The sequence below is a fragment of the Dehalogenimonas formicexedens genome (genome assembly GCF_001953175.1).
GTDB classification, from domain to species: domain Bacteria; phylum Chloroflexota; class Dehalococcoidia; order Dehalococcoidales; family Dehalococcoidaceae; genus Dehalogenimonas; species Dehalogenimonas formicexedens.
In genome coordinates this window covers 62,034-76,972 of the sequence record NZ_CP018258.1, presented here as the reverse complement: position 1 = coordinate 76,972, position 14,939 = coordinate 62,034, and the positions used below count along the sequence as shown (strand labels likewise).

Annotated in this window: 16 protein-coding genes; 12 read left to right on the top strand and 4 right to left on the bottom strand. The window is 55.3% G+C overall.

Annotation, left to right across the window (positions count from 1 at the left end):
• Positions 1-30 precede the first annotated feature (30 nt).
• Together Dform_RS00405 and Dform_RS00400 are read left to right on the top strand one after the other, a co-directional pair.
• Positions 31-318 (top strand): DUF370 domain-containing protein, encoded by a 288-nt coding sequence (locus Dform_RS00405; RefSeq protein ID WP_076003261.1) that lies wholly within the window; start codon positions 31-33, stop codon positions 316-318.
• Positions 308-922, top strand: coding sequence for a guanylate kinase (locus tag Dform_RS00400; RefSeq protein WP_225973699.1), 615 nt, complete (start codon positions 308-310; stop codon positions 920-922). The genes Dform_RS00405 and Dform_RS00400 overlap by 11 nt, the downstream gene beginning before the upstream one ends.
• 38 nt (positions 923-960) lie before the next feature.
• Here the strand turns inward: Dform_RS00400 and Dform_RS00395 are convergent, their stop codons facing one another.
• Both Dform_RS00395 and Dform_RS00390 read right to left on the bottom strand, forming a co-directional pair.
• Positions 961-1,887, bottom strand: a complete 927-nt coding sequence (locus Dform_RS00395; protein WP_076003259.1) for an inorganic phosphate transporter — start codon at positions 1,885-1,887, stop codon at positions 961-963.
• A gap of 118 nt (positions 1,888-2,005) precedes the next feature.
• A complete protein-coding gene (locus Dform_RS00390; RefSeq protein WP_076003258.1) occupies positions 2,006-2,632 on the bottom strand; it encodes a DUF47 domain-containing protein in 627 nt (208 codons plus the stop codon).
• 102 nt (positions 2,633-2,734) lie between these two features.
• On the opposite strand from Dform_RS00390, the gene Dform_RS00385 reads away from it, so the two are divergent.
• The 7 genes from Dform_RS00385 to holA all read left to right on the top strand — a co-directional run bounded on the left by Dform_RS00385 (position 2,735) and on the right by holA (position 9,572).
• Complete coding sequence (locus Dform_RS00385) at positions 2,735-3,670, top strand: cation diffusion facilitator family transporter (RefSeq protein WP_076003257.1); 936 nt, start codon at positions 2,735-2,737, stop codon at positions 3,668-3,670.
• A gap of 272 nt (positions 3,671-3,942) precedes the next feature.
• On the top strand, positions 3,943-5,307 hold the full coding sequence (gene trkA, locus Dform_RS00380; protein WP_076003256.1) for a Trk system potassium transporter TrkA: 1,365 nt from the start codon (positions 3,943-3,945) through the stop codon (positions 5,305-5,307).
• Between the two features lie 67 nt (positions 5,308-5,374).
• Positions 5,375-6,772: a TrkH family potassium uptake protein gene (locus Dform_RS00375; protein WP_225973698.1), complete on the top strand. Its 1,398-nt coding sequence runs from the start codon at positions 5,375-5,377 to the stop codon at positions 6,770-6,772.
• Between the two features lie 142 nt (positions 6,773-6,914).
• On the top strand, positions 6,915-7,349 hold the full coding sequence (locus Dform_RS00370; RefSeq protein ID WP_076003254.1) for a universal stress protein: 435 nt from the start codon (positions 6,915-6,917) through the stop codon (positions 7,347-7,349).
• 12 nt (positions 7,350-7,361) lie between these two features.
• Positions 7,362-7,760 carry a potassium channel family protein gene (locus tag Dform_RS00365; protein ID WP_076003253.1) on the top strand — a complete coding sequence of 133 codons (399 nt, stop codon included), beginning with the start codon at positions 7,362-7,364 and terminating at the stop codon, positions 7,758-7,760.
• Positions 7,761-8,429: a potassium channel family protein gene (locus Dform_RS00360; RefSeq protein WP_076003252.1), complete on the top strand. Its 669-nt coding sequence runs from the start codon at positions 7,761-7,763 to the stop codon at positions 8,427-8,429. It abuts the gene before it with no gap.
• 138 nt (positions 8,430-8,567) lie between these two features.
• Positions 8,568-9,572, top strand: a complete 1,005-nt coding sequence (gene holA / locus Dform_RS00355; protein WP_076003251.1) for a DNA polymerase III subunit delta — start codon at positions 8,568-8,570, stop codon at positions 9,570-9,572.
• Between the two features lie 105 nt (positions 9,573-9,677).
• Here holA and Dform_RS00350 read toward each other — a convergent pair whose 3' ends face one another.
• On the bottom strand, positions 9,678-9,950 hold the full coding sequence (locus Dform_RS00350) for a dehalogenase (protein ID WP_076003250.1): 273 nt from the start codon (positions 9,948-9,950) through the stop codon (positions 9,678-9,680).
• A gap of 91 nt (positions 9,951-10,041) precedes the next feature.
• Positions 10,042-10,239, bottom strand: a complete 198-nt coding sequence (locus Dform_RS00345) for a hypothetical protein (RefSeq protein WP_145925482.1) — start codon at positions 10,237-10,239, stop codon at positions 10,042-10,044.
• Between the two features lie 56 nt (positions 10,240-10,295).
• On the opposite strand from Dform_RS00345, the gene alaS reads away from it, so the two are divergent.
• The 3 genes from alaS to Dform_RS00330 all read left to right on the top strand — a co-directional run bounded on the left by alaS (position 10,296) and on the right by Dform_RS00330 (position 14,868).
• On the top strand, positions 10,296-12,872 hold the full coding sequence (gene alaS / locus Dform_RS00340) for an alanine--tRNA ligase (protein WP_076003248.1): 2,577 nt from the start codon (positions 10,296-10,298) through the stop codon (positions 12,870-12,872).
• A 150-nt stretch (positions 12,873-13,022) separates the two neighbouring features.
• Positions 13,023-13,460: a Holliday junction resolvase RuvX gene (gene ruvX / locus Dform_RS00335; RefSeq protein WP_076003247.1), complete on the top strand. Its 438-nt coding sequence runs from the start codon at positions 13,023-13,025 to the stop codon at positions 13,458-13,460.
• A gap of 106 nt (positions 13,461-13,566) precedes the next feature.
• A complete protein-coding gene (locus Dform_RS00330) occupies positions 13,567-14,868 on the top strand; it encodes a cation:proton antiporter (protein WP_076003246.1) in 1,302 nt (433 codons plus the stop codon).
• Positions 14,869-14,939: the final 71 nt, after the last annotated feature.

Sequence of the window (14,939 nt, the reverse complement as noted above, 5' to 3'; positions counted from 1 at the left end):
ATACTACTTCCACCGAATCAAGAGGCAGAAATGGCGATCGAACTGGTCCACGTCGGCTTTGGCAATATCCTGGCGATGAATCGCCTGATCGCCATCGCCCCGCCCGGCTCAGCCCCAATCAAGCGTATTATCCAGGAGAGCCGTAACAAGGGCACATTGATCGACATGACCAACGGCCGCAAAACCAAAGCGGTGATTTTTACTGATTCGGGCCACGTGGTGTTAGCGGCTCTGGCTCCGGAAACCATCACCGGCCGCGTCAGCATCGGACGTGGCGCCATGAAAACCGATGTTGCCGAGGTCCCGCTTGACCTTTAGCCCGCCTCAACCGGCTCCGGTCCTGCTGATACTTTCGGGACCGTCAGGAGTGGGTAAGGACGCCGTGCTTGAGCGGATGAAAGAACGCCGGCTGCCCGGGCTAAAATTCATCACGACCATTACGACAAGGTCCCAGCGTCCCCGGGAAATTGACGGTAAAGACTACCATTTCACCAACCAGGCTGATTTCAAGAAGTTGATCAACCAAAATGAACTTCTGGAATGGGCTGAGGTTTACGGCAATTTTTACGGCGTGCCCAAATCTTCGGTGCGCGAAGCCTTGAAACAGGGATCTGACGTCATCGTCAAGGTTGACGTACAGGGCGCGGCCTCAATAAAAAAAATCGCTCCCGAAGCGGTTTTCGTATTCATGCTGCCGCCTTCGCTGGAAGAACTGAAGGACCGGCTGTCACGCCGCCTGACCGAATCCCCGGAAACTTTGAAACGCCGGCTGGAAACAGCGCCGGAAGAACTCCATCAACTCCAGGGTTTCGATTATTTCGTGGTCAACCACGACGGCAAGATCGACCAGGCGGTCTCGGAAATCTCGGCCATCCTCGCCGCCGAAAAATCAAAGGTCCATCCCCGGCGGGTTAACCTGTAAATGCAAATCCCGGTCGCATTCAAAACGGCCCGGAACGTCTAGAAGATCAGGTTCAAGAGCCAGAACAGCAGGGCGGCGATAATCCCGGCTGCGGGAATGGTCATTATCCAGGCCCAGACAATGCGCAGGGTGACTCCCCACCGCACCGCGCTGAGACGCCTGACCGAACCAACGCCTGATATGGCGCCGGTGATCACGTGAGTGGTACTGACCGGGACGCCAAGGTGAGTTGCCGTAAAAATGCTTACAGCGCTGGCTGTCTCGGCGCAAAAACCGTCGATAGGCGCCAGCTTGGTGATCTTCTGCCCCATCGTTTTCACGATCCTCCAACCTCCGCTCAGCGTTCCGAGGGCGATCGCCGCCTGGGCGGCCAGAACAACCCAGAGCGGGATGGCGAAGGTCGAAATAACCCCCCCGGCCACCAGGAGGCTGGTGATTATACCCATGGTCTTTTGGGCATCATTGCCGCCGTGCCCCAGGCTGTAGGCCGCCGCCGAAAACATCTGGGCTACCCTGAAGAACCGGTTTATTACCCCGGGCGGACTCCTGTAAACGATCCAGGTTGTCGCCACGCGCAGGATAAAACCAAGGGCAAGCCCGATGGTCGGCGCCAGGACGATAAATATCAGGGTCTTATACCAGCCGGCCATAAGGATCACGCCGAAACCGGCGTGGGCGATCGAAGCTCCGGCGTAGCCTCCGATGAGGGCATGTGACGAACTGCTCGGCAGCCCCAGGTACCAGGTGATGAGGTTCCAGGTTATGGCGCCGAGCAGCCCGGCCAGGATCACCGTCGGCGTAACGGTGTTGATATCGATCATGCCGCTGCCGATGGTCTTGGCAACGGCGGTACCGAAGATTAGGAAAGCGATAAAATTGAAAAAAGCCGCCCAGGCCACCGCCTGCCTGGGTGTCAGCACCCTTGTCGAAACGATGGTGGAGATGGAGTTAGCCGCATCGTGCATGCCGTTGGTATAGTCAAAGGCTAACGCGATGAAGATGATGAAGGTGATAAAAGCTAAATTAGAGTCTATGGTTCGAGCCTTCTATCTGATTTAAGTTATGACAGTCATCGCCGCCGTATCAGGCGTTTTTAAGGGCTACGCCTTCGAAAACGTTGGCAACATCCTCGCAGCGATCGGTGGCACTCTCCATGGAGTCGTAAATTTCCCGCCATTTGATGATATCGACCATGTCGTATTCCTCAAACAACTCCACCAGGGCGGAACGGTAGGCCTGGTCGGCAAGATTCTCAAGCCGGTTGATCTCTATGCAGTGTTCCAGGAGTTGTTTCAGCCCAGCCTTTTGGCGAAGCTTAGGCGCGGCGGCGGCGACTTCTTTGGTCGCTTCTAAAATGATGCCGGCAAGTTCTCTGACCCGCCCCCCCGGCTGTCCCACCTTGTACAGGAGCATGTAGTCCGCAGCCGAATGAATAAAATCGACCACATCGTCCATGGAATGGGCAAGCAGGGCGATATCTTCCCGGTCGAAGGGAGTGACAAAGCTGCGGTGAAGCATCGCGATGATTTGATGCGTTACCGAATCCCCGGCATGCTCCAGCTCGACGATCTTGAGAACCTTCTCATGGATTTCTCCCCAGTTTTCAACCAGGTCCTTCAAAGCCTCCGCCGCCTTGACCATGTTGGCGGCGCTGACCTCGATAAGATCGAAGAATTTCTCTTCCTTGGGGATGATCGAAAATTTAGCCATGTTGCCTCCGGGGCGGCGATTATACCAAACTTCCTATTGTTGATATGATAATGGCGTAGAGGCAAAAACACAACCGGGAATCTCGTAAATAAAACCAAATTGATGCACCAGCATAATCATGCTCATCAGGCCGCGGGCTCGCGTTTGATCCTGGGTATCGGCCTTTCGAGTGTTATTCTGATAGCCGAAGCGGTCGGCGGACTGATTTCCAACAGCCTGGCCTTGCTGTCGGATGCCGGGCACGTCCTCGCCGATATCGTAGCCCTCTCCCTGTCGGCTTACGCCCTGCGTCAGGCACAGCGGCCGCCCTCCCACCGTATGACTTTTGGCTATCATCGCATCGGCGTTATCGTTGCCATTGTGAATGCGGTTGCCATATTCGCCATTGCCGGGATCATTTTTTTCGAAGCCGTCAGGCGGCTCCAGTCCCCGCCGGATGTCGATAGTTCGGTGATGCTGGTCATCGCCTTGCTCGGCCTGCTGGCTAATCTCATCGTCGCCTTCTGGCTCCGGGAAGCCCGCAAGGAGAGCCTCAACGTCAAAAGCGCTTTCTGGCACGTACTTGGCGACGCTCTGGCTTCCGTAGGCGTCATCCTCGGGGCCCTCATTATTAAGTTAACGGGACTGGCTGAGGCGGACGCCATAATCTCCATCGTGATCGGCCTGATCATCGCGGCCTCGGCGTGGGGCATTCTGTCGGAGGGCATCTCGGTGCTGCTTGAATCCACGCCGGCCCATATCGACCTGAACGAGCTCGCCGGTAACCTCCGTAACATTCCGGGTATCAAGGAAGTCCACGACCTCCACGTTTGGAGCCTCACTCCTAACCTCCATGCGCTGTCAAGCCACATCGTCATCGAAGACCGGCTGACCTCTGAAACCGCCCTGGTCCGGTCCCAGGTAGAAAAGTTGCTCGCCGACCGCTACGAGATCAACCACACGACCCTTCAACTGGAATGCCAGTCATGTTGTCCGGGCGGGCAGTTGTGCACCCTCGAACCCGGCTCTTGTCCCTTAACTCCCGATGGGGAACACTAGGCATCCCGGAGTAAAACACCGCTCGGCTGTTGCTACGGCGCCAAGATTTTGTTTGACATGGGTATCGTTTCGGCTTAAAATGCCTTCCCGATAGGCTAAAATCCTTCAGAAGTTCTTGAAAGGGTCATGAAGCAGACAGCATCTATTACCCTTCCCCCTTCGCGCCCCGCCGACCGCGTAATCAGGATTGTCCGCCGGCGCAGCCGCGTTGCCGCATTTTTTAGTTCCTTGGCTGCCCTCCTCCGCCTTGGGAGTTCACCGGGGGCGAAATAGTGTACATTGTCATCGCAGGAGGAGGCGTCGTCGGCCTGAACATCGCCTCGCTTCTTTCGGTTGAAAACCACGACGTCGTAGTCATCGAAGAATCGGTCCAGGCTTTAGAGGTCATCCGCCGGCAGCTGGACGTCCGCACCATCCAGGGCAACGCCGCCACCCCGCGCATCCTCCGCGAAGCCGAAGCCCACCGCGCCGACCTGGTGCTTGCGGTAACCGATTCCGACGAGACTAATATGGTTGTCTGTTTTATCTCCAAAGAAATGGGAGCTGCCCGGACCGCGGCCCGCATCCGCAACCCTGATTATTCCGGCTATTTCCAGATGCCGGCTAAAAGTCCTATCGCCACCCGGCGGATCGTACGGCCTAAAAACCTGGGGATAGATGTTTATATAAATCCCGAAGCCGAGATGGCCCGCGAGATCCTTTCGATCCTGGCGGGTTTTTATTCGACCCCCGCTGAGGAATTCGGCAGCGGGACGGTACGGATCCGGGAGTTCAGGATCGATGATGGCAATCTGGCCGGGAAAAAACTATCGGAAATTGCTCAGGATATTCCCTTTTTCATTGTGGCCGTCGGGCACAAGGAAGGAGGCGTTATTGCCAATCCTGAAGAGGTCATCCATTCCGGTGACTCCCTCTACATCGCCATACCCGCTGATCATGTTGAACGCCTGGCGAAGGTCTTCGCCGGCCCTAAAAAACCCAACCGGAGCGTCGTCGTCATCGGCGGGGGCAGCATCGGTTACCTTATCGCCGAAGGATTAATCCGCCAGGGAGTCCAGGTCAAAATACTGGAACGTGATCAAGCCCGGGCTGAGGAAATCGCCATCAAGCTCGAGCGGGCGCTGGTGCTTCAAGGCGAACCGACAGACCGCGACTTTCTCGTTGAACAGGGCATCAGTCAGGCTGACGCCGTGGTAGCGGTCACCCAAAACGATGAACTCAACATCCTGGCGACTTTGCTTGCCAAGACCTTGGGTGTTTCCCGGTCCCTGACTATGATCAATAATCCGGACTATCTGCCTCTTGCCGAAGCTACCGGGATCGATGTCGCCGGCTCCCCCGCCATCATCACCGCGCGCAAGATCGCCCATTTCGTCCTTCGCGGTGGCGCCGTCGCCGCCGCCGTCCTGGAGAATAACACTCTCGAAGCTATCGAGTTCATCGTCTCTCCAAAGGCACGCGTCATGGGCAAACCGGTCAGCGACATCCCCCTCCCGAAGACCGCCAAGGTCGTGGCCGTAGTCAGGGATGGTCGGGTTTCGGTTCCTCCGGATGAGTATCCCATCGATGTGGATGACCATATCATCGTAATGTCTACCCTGTCTGCCATCCCCGAAGTCGAGAGATTATTCAAATAAATTCGAGATGAATTTCGCGGCAGTAATCCGATATTTAGGTCTCGTAACCACCATTATCGGTGCAACGATGATTCTGCCGCTCCTGGTGGCTGCGTTTTCTAACGAGCCGGCGGCAGCTATCGCCTTTGCGGTAGTGATGGGAGGCGCGGTGGTCCTCGGAGGATCGGTCGTCTTTGCCACCGGTAAGGTCAAAACCCAGCTCTCCCGTCGCGATGCCATGGTGTTGGTGGTCGCCGTATGGATCGTGGCGACCCTATTGGGCGGGCTCCCCTACCTGCTGACCGGGTCTGTCCCTAATTTCCTGGATGCCTTCTTCGAAACCATGAGCGGTTTCACCACCACCGGGGCAACCATTTTTTCATCCATCGCCGATAAGCCCCATAGCATCTTATTCTGGCGGTCTTTCACCCAATGGCTGGGTGGACTGGGCATAATAACCCTCTTTGTCTCTTTGTTCCCCCTCTTCGGCCTCGGGGCTTCACGTTTGCTGGAAGCGGAGGCTCCGGGAGGTTATGAAGGAGAGCGCCTGACGTCACGCATCAGGGACACTGCCCGCATCGTCTTCATCATCTATTTCTTTTTCACCGTCGTCGAAATGTTATTGCTCATGATAACCGGATTGCCCCTTTTCGATAGTGCCACCATTTCGTTGAGCACCGTTTCCACCGGCGGTTTTGCCGCCACGAATCTTTCCATTGAGAGCTACCACAACGTGATGGCAGAGATCATCATCATGGTCTTCATGTTTCTTGGCGGCACAAACTTCGCCTTGTTTTTCTGGGTGTTCTTCCGTAAGCGGCTTCAGCGCTTCTTTGGTAATCCTGAGCTAAGATTTTACGTCCTGATCATTCTGGTGTCGGTAGTTTTAGTAAATCTGGACCTTATCTTCAATAAGAGTTTAAGCCTCATCGAAAGCCTCCGCGAGAGTAGCTTTAATGTAATTTCCATAAGCACCACCACCGGCTTTTCTTCAACCAATTTTGATGCCTGGCCAAGTTTTTCGCGATCTTTGCTGCTGGTACTCATGGTAATCGGGGCATCTGCGGGTTCCACTGCAGGCGGGTTAAAGGTGGTCAGGGTTTTGATCCTCTTTAAATATGCTTATAGGCGAATTCTACAAGCCATTAACCCCGCTGCGGTTATTCCCTTGAAAATCGGGAACACCGTACTCCAGGAATCTACTGTTTCCCGAACTGTTGGCTTGACCGTCTTTTATTTTGGACTTTTGTGGGGCGGCTTCGTATTAATGTCAACCTTGGGGTTACCCTTCGAAGAGGCTATTTCTTCGGTAACCGCCTGCATGGGCAGCATCGGCCCTGGTTTAGGGGTTATCGGACCTTACGGCAATTTTGACACCGTCCCTGACCTCGGCAAGGCGGTTTTATCCTTTTTTATGCTCGCCGGGCGCCTGGAGATTTTCGCTTTGCTTGTGTTGTTCACCCCCGCTTTCTGGCGCCGTACCTAGTCAACACCGGTTGTTTGGTCTTACAGCCGGTACAAGGCGCCCTGGTCGGAATCATGAATTCAAAAATATGCCCAACTATTGCCAAGGGGTGTCCCTCCGTTTATAATAGCCTGATACATGTGCGCATCCGCTTCGGCGAATTATGAATAAATTCCACACCATACTTGTCCCGGTTGCCGGACGGCCTGAGGACGAGGACGCTCTGGAGATGGCCTGTCAATTGGCACGGCTATCCGGCGATGTCAAGGTCATCGTCACCAATATCATCTCGATCGACCGGTCCCTGCCGCTGGACGCCGAGGTCGAATCTGAGATCGCCAAATCCGAGGCAATTCTGGCGAGGTTTGAAAACCTTGCCAAAAAATTCGGTTATCCCATAGAGACCAACCTGCTGCAAGCCCGGTTGGTCGCCCCCGCCATCGTTGATGAGGCTGTGGAACAGAAGGCCGATGCCATCGTCATCGGCTCGGCGTACAAAACGCGTTTCGGTGAGTTCAGCCTGGGAGATGTGGTACCTTACATCCTGCAGCATGCCCCGTGCCGCGTAATTCTGAACCACCGCCCGGCATCGTTGTAAGGAGTCACGGCGATGAAAGTGATTATTATGGGATGCGGACGGGTTGGCGCTCAAATGGCTGCTCTTCTCGACCAGGAAGGCCACAGCGTCACCGCTCTGGATACCGATGCCTACAGTTTCCGCCGTTTACCGCCCGATTTTAAGGGTGAGGCGCTCCTCGGGGACGGACTGGATGAAGATGTGCTGCGCCGGGCCGGGATCGAAGAGGCCGACGCCTTTGTCGCCGTAACCCAGGAAGACAATCGCAACGTCATGGCCGCTCAGATCGCTCAGAAGATTTTCAACGTTAAAAAAGTCGTCTGCCGCATTTACGACCCGATGCGCCGTGATCTTTATTCTGTCCTCGGCCTGGAAGCCATCAGCCCCACCATCGTCCTCGCCGAAATGCTCAAAGAGAAGCTGGAGAGCTAAATGTACATAATTGTCGTCGGCGGCGGTCGTTTAGGTTATTCACTGACCAAAGCGCTTCTCAGCGAGGGACATGAGACACTCCTTATCGATAAAAACGCCGAGGTGTGCGAGAAGATCAACAAGGAACTGGGCAGCATTTGCCTTCGCGGTGACGCCTGTGAGACGGCCATCCAGGCGGAAGCCGGCACCGGCAGGGCTGACCTTCTGATCGCCACCACCGGCGAGGATGAGGACAATCTGGTCGCCTGTCAGGTTGCCAAGTACCGGTTCAATGTGCCCCGTACCATCGCCCGGGTCCGCGTGCCCAGGAACGAACAGATCTTCAAACAACTTGGCGTTGATGTCACCGTCAACTCAACCAATATCATCCTGGAGCGCATTGAGCACGAGGTGCCTTCTCACCCGCTGACACACCTTTTCTGTCTCACTGGGGATAACAGGGAGATGGAAATACTGGAAATCCGCGCTGCGTCCGGCTCCGCAGCCATTGATAAATCGCTTAACGATTTGCAGCTGCCCAATAAAGCGGTACTGGGTCTGGTCATCCGGAACGGGGAAAAACCCTTCGTCCCCAGGGGCGACACCGTCTTCAAACCAGGCGATCAGGTCATCGCCGTGGCGCCGACCGACGCCGAGGAAGAACTGCGCAAGCTATTCTCCGGTAAGTAGGCGCCCCGGCTTGTCGCGCGTCCGGCGTCTCGGGTCGCGCGGTCAGTCAGCCTGGAGCAGGTCCTTCGATACCTGCAAGGTCGGACGGTTATTGGATTATTGGTATTATTGGAAATTGGTATTATTGGTAGTATTTGATTGCGGTATCTCCTTGCCGGCCCAGACGATTTTTCTCTAAAGCTCAAGCTCGCCTCGATCAAGGCGTCGCTCGGCGACGCGTCCGTCCTGGCTACCGCCACCAGTATTTTCGAGGGGGCCAGGCTTAAACCTGGAGAATTCAAGCTCACCGTCGATGCCCTGCCTTTCCTCACCCCGTGCCGGCTTGTCATAGTTACCGGCTTGTTGGCCCGTTTCTCCACGGGCGACGGGACCCTGAAAAAAGCCTCGAAGATCGACGATCCGGAAGTTTTCGCCAGCGCCATAACCAATTCGCCGCCGTCCACCGCCATCATCCTGATTGAAACCGAGCTTTCGCGCAATAACCCGCTGTTCAAGTATCTCGTAGATAAAGTCGAGCTTCACGAATTCCCGACGCTCGACAAACCAAAACTTAAAGAATGGATCGGGCGCCGGGTGATGAACGCCGGGGGTGCCATCACCCCGATGGCGATAAACCTCCTGGTTCAATACGTCGGCGCCGACTTATGGGCCGTCGCCGGCGAGATCGAAAAGCTGGTGTTGTTCGCCGCCGGCCGCCAGATTACCGACCATGACGTTAAAACACTGGTCGGCTACACCGGTGAAGCGAATATCTTCAGCCTGGTGGACGCTATTTTCGAAACCCGGTTGAAAACCGCTACGGAGACCCTCGAAAATCTCAAGATCAATGGACTTTCGGCTGGCTACGTCCTGGCAATGCTGTCCCGTCAATTGCGACTGGTCATCCAGTACAAGGATTTGAAGAGTCGCGGCGGCAAGGAGCTCGAAATTCGAAGGAAGCTTGGACTCATAGCTGATTTTCTGTGGAAAAAAACCCAGGACCAGGCGGCGCGTTTCTCCCTGGGCCGTTTGAAGGATGTCTATCGGCGTTTGCTTGATACCGACCTGGCAGCCAAAACCGGACGGATGGATGAGGACCTCGCCCTGGATCTGTTGGTTGCTGAACTCGCCAGCGGCGCCCCGCTCGAGCCTTTGTCCGCGTAATAAGGAGCGGCTGAATCCGCCAGGTTTTGGTATTTGCGGAATCCGACAAAACAAGAGGGGGAGTCTTGCGACTCCCCCTTGATTGCGATATTAAGTTGTTTGAGATTAGGTGGTCGATTTGTGGCGGATGACCAACTGCCAGGCGATGGCCAGGAAGATCACGGCCGGCAGACCGGTTACCAGCAGGAACATGTTGGCAGCCTTGGGTTCGAGTTCAGCCTGGGAACCGAAGTAGTTTTGGATAGTAAAGAGCAGCAGGCCCAGACCGATGATGCCGATGATCCATTCATACCAGCGGAAAGCCATGCCCTTGCTCTTCATGAAGGAGACGAGCCAGATCAGGAGCGCGCCGAGGACGAGACCGATTACCAACCACATAGACTGAGTACCTCCCTTATTATTTCCTAATTATTCCCTAACTTTTCGCTTATTATAAGCCCGTTCCCGTACCTTGTCAATACCCCAGAGATCAGTGTTTTGAACGTAATTTGAAAATATCGGCTTCAATTGCGTCATTTATTTTTCCAAAACAAGTCTTAACCTCAACCACATTTTTAATCACCCTGAACCAGGGGCACGGGGTTAATGCCTTCACTTCCCGCACCGGCGGATAATCCGTTTCCCAAGGTTCACCCCGACGCGGGATAAACCTGCGTTTGGTTGACATCCCCATACCCCTCGCCTACAATCTAAATCCAAACGATTTCGATAGGTGCTGATTCTATGCCTTTTACCGGTGACCAGCTTCGCGCCCTTTTCCTCGAATACTTCGCCGAAAAAACCCACAAGATACTGCCGTCTTCATCGCTCATTCCCCACGGCGACCCGACATTGCTGCTGACCACGGCCGGCATGGTCCAGTTCAAACCTTACTTTTTGGGCAAGGAAAAGCCGCCGGCGCCCCGCCTGACCACCTGCCAGAAGTGCTTCCGCACCACCGATATCGATTCCGTCGGCGATGCGTCCCACCTGACCTTTTTTGAGATGCTGGGTAATTTCTCGATCGGAGACTACTTTAAAAAGGAAGCCATCGACTTTGCCTGGGAGTTCGTGACCCAACGCCTGAAAATTCCCGCCGACCGCCTGTGGACGACCGTTTATCTCGACGACGATGAGGCGGTCAGGTTCTGGCAGGCCAAGGGCGTCCCGGACAACAGGATCGTTCGACTCGGGGAGAAAGACAATTTCTGGGGTCCGGCCGGGGATTCCGGCCCTTGCGGCCCCTGTTCCGAGATTCACTACGACTTCGGCGAAAGCGTCGGCTGCCGCCAGCCGGATTGCGGTCCCGCCTGCAAATGCGGCCGGTTCTGCGAGATCTGGAATCTGGTATTCGTCCAATTCGACCAGGACAAGGCTGGAGCCAGGATCCCCCTGAAGAATCCGAGTATCGACACCGGGATGGGGCTGGAACGGCTGACTACAATTATGCAAAATAAATCCAGCGTCTATCAGACCGACCGGTTCGATTATCTCCTTGATAAAGTGGCAATGGTTTCGGGCAAGAAATACGGTTCCAGCCCGGAGATCGACCGCGCCATGCGCATCGTGGCGGAGCATTCCCGCAGCATCTCTTTCCTGATCGCCGACGGCGTCATCCCGTCCAATGAAGGCCGTGGGTACGTTCTGCGGCGATTACTCCGGAGGACGGCCTTGTTCGGTCGCAATTTGGGCTTGGATAAACCTTTCATGGTGCCGTTGATCGAAACGGTGATCGAGCGCATGAGCCCGGTCTACCCCGAGCTGTCGGCCCGCCGCAACTTTATCACTGAGCTTGTCGCCCGGGAAGAGTCGCGTTTCGCCGAGACCCTGTTTACCGGCATGCGCCTTCTTGAAGAGATGATGGCTTCGGAAGAAGCTCAGCTCAGGCGCAAGATCACCGGCGAACAGGCTTTCAAGCTATACGACACCTACGGTTTCCCTCTCGACCTGACCTCCGAAATCGCCTCCGGCGCCGGTTTCGAAGTCGATACCGAGGGTTTCAACCATGAAATGGCTCTGCAGAAGGAAAAAGCCCGCGCTTCTCACAGGTTCGAACTGCATAAGGATGCCCACGCCCGTCACACCTTCAACCCCACCTGCTTTACCGGTTACGATACCCTGTCGCAGTACGCTACCGTCGACGGGATACTGATAAACAATTCTAACGCCGATGTCATCCGTGAAGGCGAGGAAGGCGGTTTGATCCTGGATAAGACCGCCTTTTACGCGGAAATGGGCGGCCAGGTCGGCGATACCGGCGAGATCACTTCGGGCGAAAGTTCATTCATCGTCACCAATACCGTCGCTCTCTCACCCGGTGTGGTATTGCACCAGGGTTATTTGAGCCGGGGACAGATCGAGATCGGCGACGACGCGCTTGCCAAAGTCGATGTGGCGCGGCGTTACGATATCGCCCGCAACCATACGGCGACCCACCTCCTCCAGGCCGCCCTGCGGGAGGTTTTGGGTCAGCACGTTCAGCAGCGGGGCTCTGTAGTGGACCCTGACAGGCTGCGCTTCGACTTCTCGCACTTGAAGGCTGTTTCCGCGGAGGAGCTAGCCCGCGTCGAGGACATCATCAACGACCACATTCGTGAAAATCATCCGGTTGCCGCCGTTGAGACCGGCTACCAGCAGGCCTTGAAAACCGGCGTCACCGCTCTCTTCGGTGAAAAATACGGAGACACGGTGAGGGTCCTGTCCATCGGCGCCGACAAGCAGGTGTCCGCCGAACTCTGCGGCGGCACCCACATCAAATCTACCGGCGAGATTGGTTTCTTCAAAGTGACGTCGGAATCTTCGGTTGGCGCCGGTCTCAGGCGCGTTGAAGCCGTCACCGGCCGCGGCGCTGAAGCCTTCGTGCGCCACCAGATAAAACTGCTGAATGAAAATATCCAAAAACTTCAAAACGAGATCGAAGACGGTCGAAACCAGTTGATCGCTTTCGAAAAAGAGATCTCCAGGAAAGAGGCCTTGTCTCTGCTTTCCTCAGCCAGGGATATCAACGGCGGCAAACTCCTGATCGCTTCAGTCGGTGAAGCCAGCCTGGAGACCCTGCGCGATATGGCCGATATTCTTCGCGACCGCCTGGCGCCTGCTTTGATTGTACTGGGTTCGAGCCACGCCGATAAGCCTGTTTTTCTTTGCGTGGTGGCTCCCGAACTGGTTTCGATGGGTTATCACGCTGGAAATATCATCAAGAAGATGTCCGAGATCGCCGGTGGCGGCGGCGGCGGCAGGCCGAATCTTGCCCAGGGCGGCGGTCGTGACGTTTCCAAGCTCCCGGCCGCCTTGGACGCAGTCAACCAATTCATCAAATAATTCTTCCCATTTCCCTCTACCCTGGCGGGAAAGGAATTGAAGTATAGGGGGCACCCATTTTCTTGAAGGGGCACGTCATGCCGTGCCCGGTGCGGGGCGATTTGAAATTTGTATTATGGTAGTATTGGGTATTGGTAATATTCTCCGTCCATGCTTGAACGCATTATCGGTCTTGATGTCGGCGATAAGTGGCTAGGGGTGGCCCTTTCCGACCCCATGGGCATTATCGCCCGTCCGCTGGTGGTGCTTGAACGGCGAGACGATTTTTCGGACTCCGAAACGGTGATCAAACTGGTCAACGAATACCAGGCCGGCAAGGTTGTGATCGGTCTGCCCAGGCTGATGAGCGGTCATATCGGCAACCAGGCGGAGCATGTTCAGCATTTTGCCTCCCAGGTCGCTTCCCTGACAGATGTCCCGGTACTGTTCCAGGACGAGCGTTTCTCCACCGCCGACGCCCAGGAAATCATGAAAACAAACCGGAAAAAGAAAAAGGCATTTTTCAAGCAGCGCGATGACGCCGTCGCCGCGGCCGTCATCCTGCAGGATTTTTTAGACCAAAACAGGCCTGCCGGCGGCTTTTCCTAAGCGCAACGGACGGAATTTATTTGTGTTTGACCGGTTCAGGTCTTGAATCGGCGGTCCGGCTATAGTATCCTCGATTGACGGCAATACCGCCCTCTAGGAGAGTCATTTGGGACTTGCCCTTCTTGTTTTATTCTTTGGCGCCCTCTACTTTCTGGCGCACATTTTCGCCGCGGTTTTCAATCGCACCAAGATTCCGGATGTGTTATGGCTCATTCTGGTTGGCCTGTGCCTTGGCCCGCTTTTCGGGATCATAACCCCTCAGGATATCGGGCAGGTCGGGGTCGTCTTCATGACTCTAACCTTGATCGTTATCCTGTTTCACAGCGGCCTCGGCATCAGTTTCACTACCCTGCAAAAAGCCGCCACCCGGGGAGCCTTGCTTTCGTTTGTGACCTTCGTGGTCACCACCATCGTAACCGCCCTGATCATTTTGACAACGACTGACCTGTCGAAATCCCTTGCTCTGATGATCGGCGCCGTGGTCGGCGGCAGTTCCCCGGCTATCGTAGTTCCCATGCTCAGCAGGCTCAACATGCGCAACGAATCAGCTACCGTCCTGTTGTTGGAGTCAGCCCTGGCGGATGTCCTCTGTATCGCGGCTGCCCTGGCTTTTTTGGATGTGTACCAGGGATCTGCCCCAAATGTGGCAGTCAAGATTTTCCAGATTATTATTTCTTTTTTGTTATCCGCGGTTATCGGCGGTGTCGCCGCGCTGGTCTGGTCTCAGTTTCTTGAAAGGATGCGGGCGTTCCGCGACTCGGTATTGGCCACTTTTGCCTTCGTTTTTGGCGTTTTCGGGCTCACCGAGCTGATGGGTCTGCCGGGTTTTATCTCGGCTCTCGCCTTTGGCATTACCATGGGCAACATCGAGACCTTGAAGCATTTCGTTAAGGGGGTGACTTTTTTCGGACGCCCGCTGCAGCCCGCATGTCTGGACATTACAGAGGAGAAGTTCTTCTCGGAAATAGCCTTTATGCTCAAGACGTTCTTCTTCGTGTACGTGGGAATCTCGATCCAGATTACCAACACTCATTGGATGTTGATCGGGCTGGCCATTACACTGGTGGTCTTTTTCTTGCGCATCCCGATTGTTCGCCTGACAATCTCGAAAGCCACCCGGGCCGAGGATGCTTCGATAATGTCGGTGATGGTGCCCAAGGGTTTGGCGGCGGCGGCTTTGGCCTCAATACCTCTCGAACGCGGCATAGCGGAGGGGGATTTGATCCAAAGCGTCGTCTTCGCGGTGGTACTTTTCAGCATTCTCCTGACATCCATCATGATTTTCTTGATCCACGATCCTGCCTTTTCCAGAATTTACAGTCGCCTGTTTTCCAATTTCGCCCATTCCACTAAAGCTGACGAAAAATCCGACGGGCCACCCGTGAATGAAAGCGGCGCGACGGGATAATCCTCAATCGCCGGTTCCGGGTGAGCGAATTTGGTATCGGGAAAATCTGTCGAAAACAATTCTGTTAGGAT

What these genes read in the sequence shown, in the direction of transcription:
- Dform_RS00365 (WP_076003253.1), top strand. Translation starts at nt 7,362, where the DNA reads ATGAAAGTGATTATTATGGGATGCGGACGGGTTGGCGCTCAAATGGCT.
- Dform_RS00370 (WP_076003254.1), top strand. Translation starts at nt 6,915, where the DNA reads ATGAATAAATTCCACACCATACTTGTCCCGGTTGCCGGACGGCCTGAG.
- ruvX (WP_076003247.1), top strand. Translation starts at nt 13,023, where the DNA reads ATGCTTGAACGCATTATCGGTCTTGATGTCGGCGATAAGTGGCTAGGG.
- Dform_RS00405 (WP_076003261.1), top strand. Translation starts at nt 31, where the DNA reads ATGGCGATCGAACTGGTCCACGTCGGCTTTGGCAATATCCTGGCGATG.
- Dform_RS00395 (WP_076003259.1), bottom strand. Translation starts at nt 1,887, where the DNA reads ATGCACGATGCGGCTAACTCCATCTCCACCATCGTTTCGACAAGGGTG.
- Dform_RS00390 (WP_076003258.1), bottom strand. Translation starts at nt 2,632, where the DNA reads ATGGCTAAATTTTCGATCATCCCCAAGGAAGAGAAATTCTTCGATCTT.
- Dform_RS00385 (WP_076003257.1), top strand. Translation starts at nt 2,735, where the DNA reads ATGCACCAGCATAATCATGCTCATCAGGCCGCGGGCTCGCGTTTGATC.
- Dform_RS00360 (WP_076003252.1), top strand. Translation starts at nt 7,761, where the DNA reads ATGTACATAATTGTCGTCGGCGGCGGTCGTTTAGGTTATTCACTGACC.
- Dform_RS00345 (WP_145925482.1), bottom strand. Translation starts at nt 10,239, where the DNA reads ATGTCAACCAAACGCAGGTTTATCCCGCGTCGGGGTGAACCTTGGGAA.
- Dform_RS00375 (WP_225973698.1), top strand. Translation starts at nt 5,375, where the DNA reads ATGATTCTGCCGCTCCTGGTGGCTGCGTTTTCTAACGAGCCGGCGGCA.
- Dform_RS00350 (WP_076003250.1), bottom strand. Translation starts at nt 9,950, where the DNA reads ATGTGGTTGGTAATCGGTCTCGTCCTCGGCGCGCTCCTGATCTGGCTC.
- alaS (WP_076003248.1), top strand. Translation starts at nt 10,296, where the DNA reads ATGCCTTTTACCGGTGACCAGCTTCGCGCCCTTTTCCTCGAATACTTC.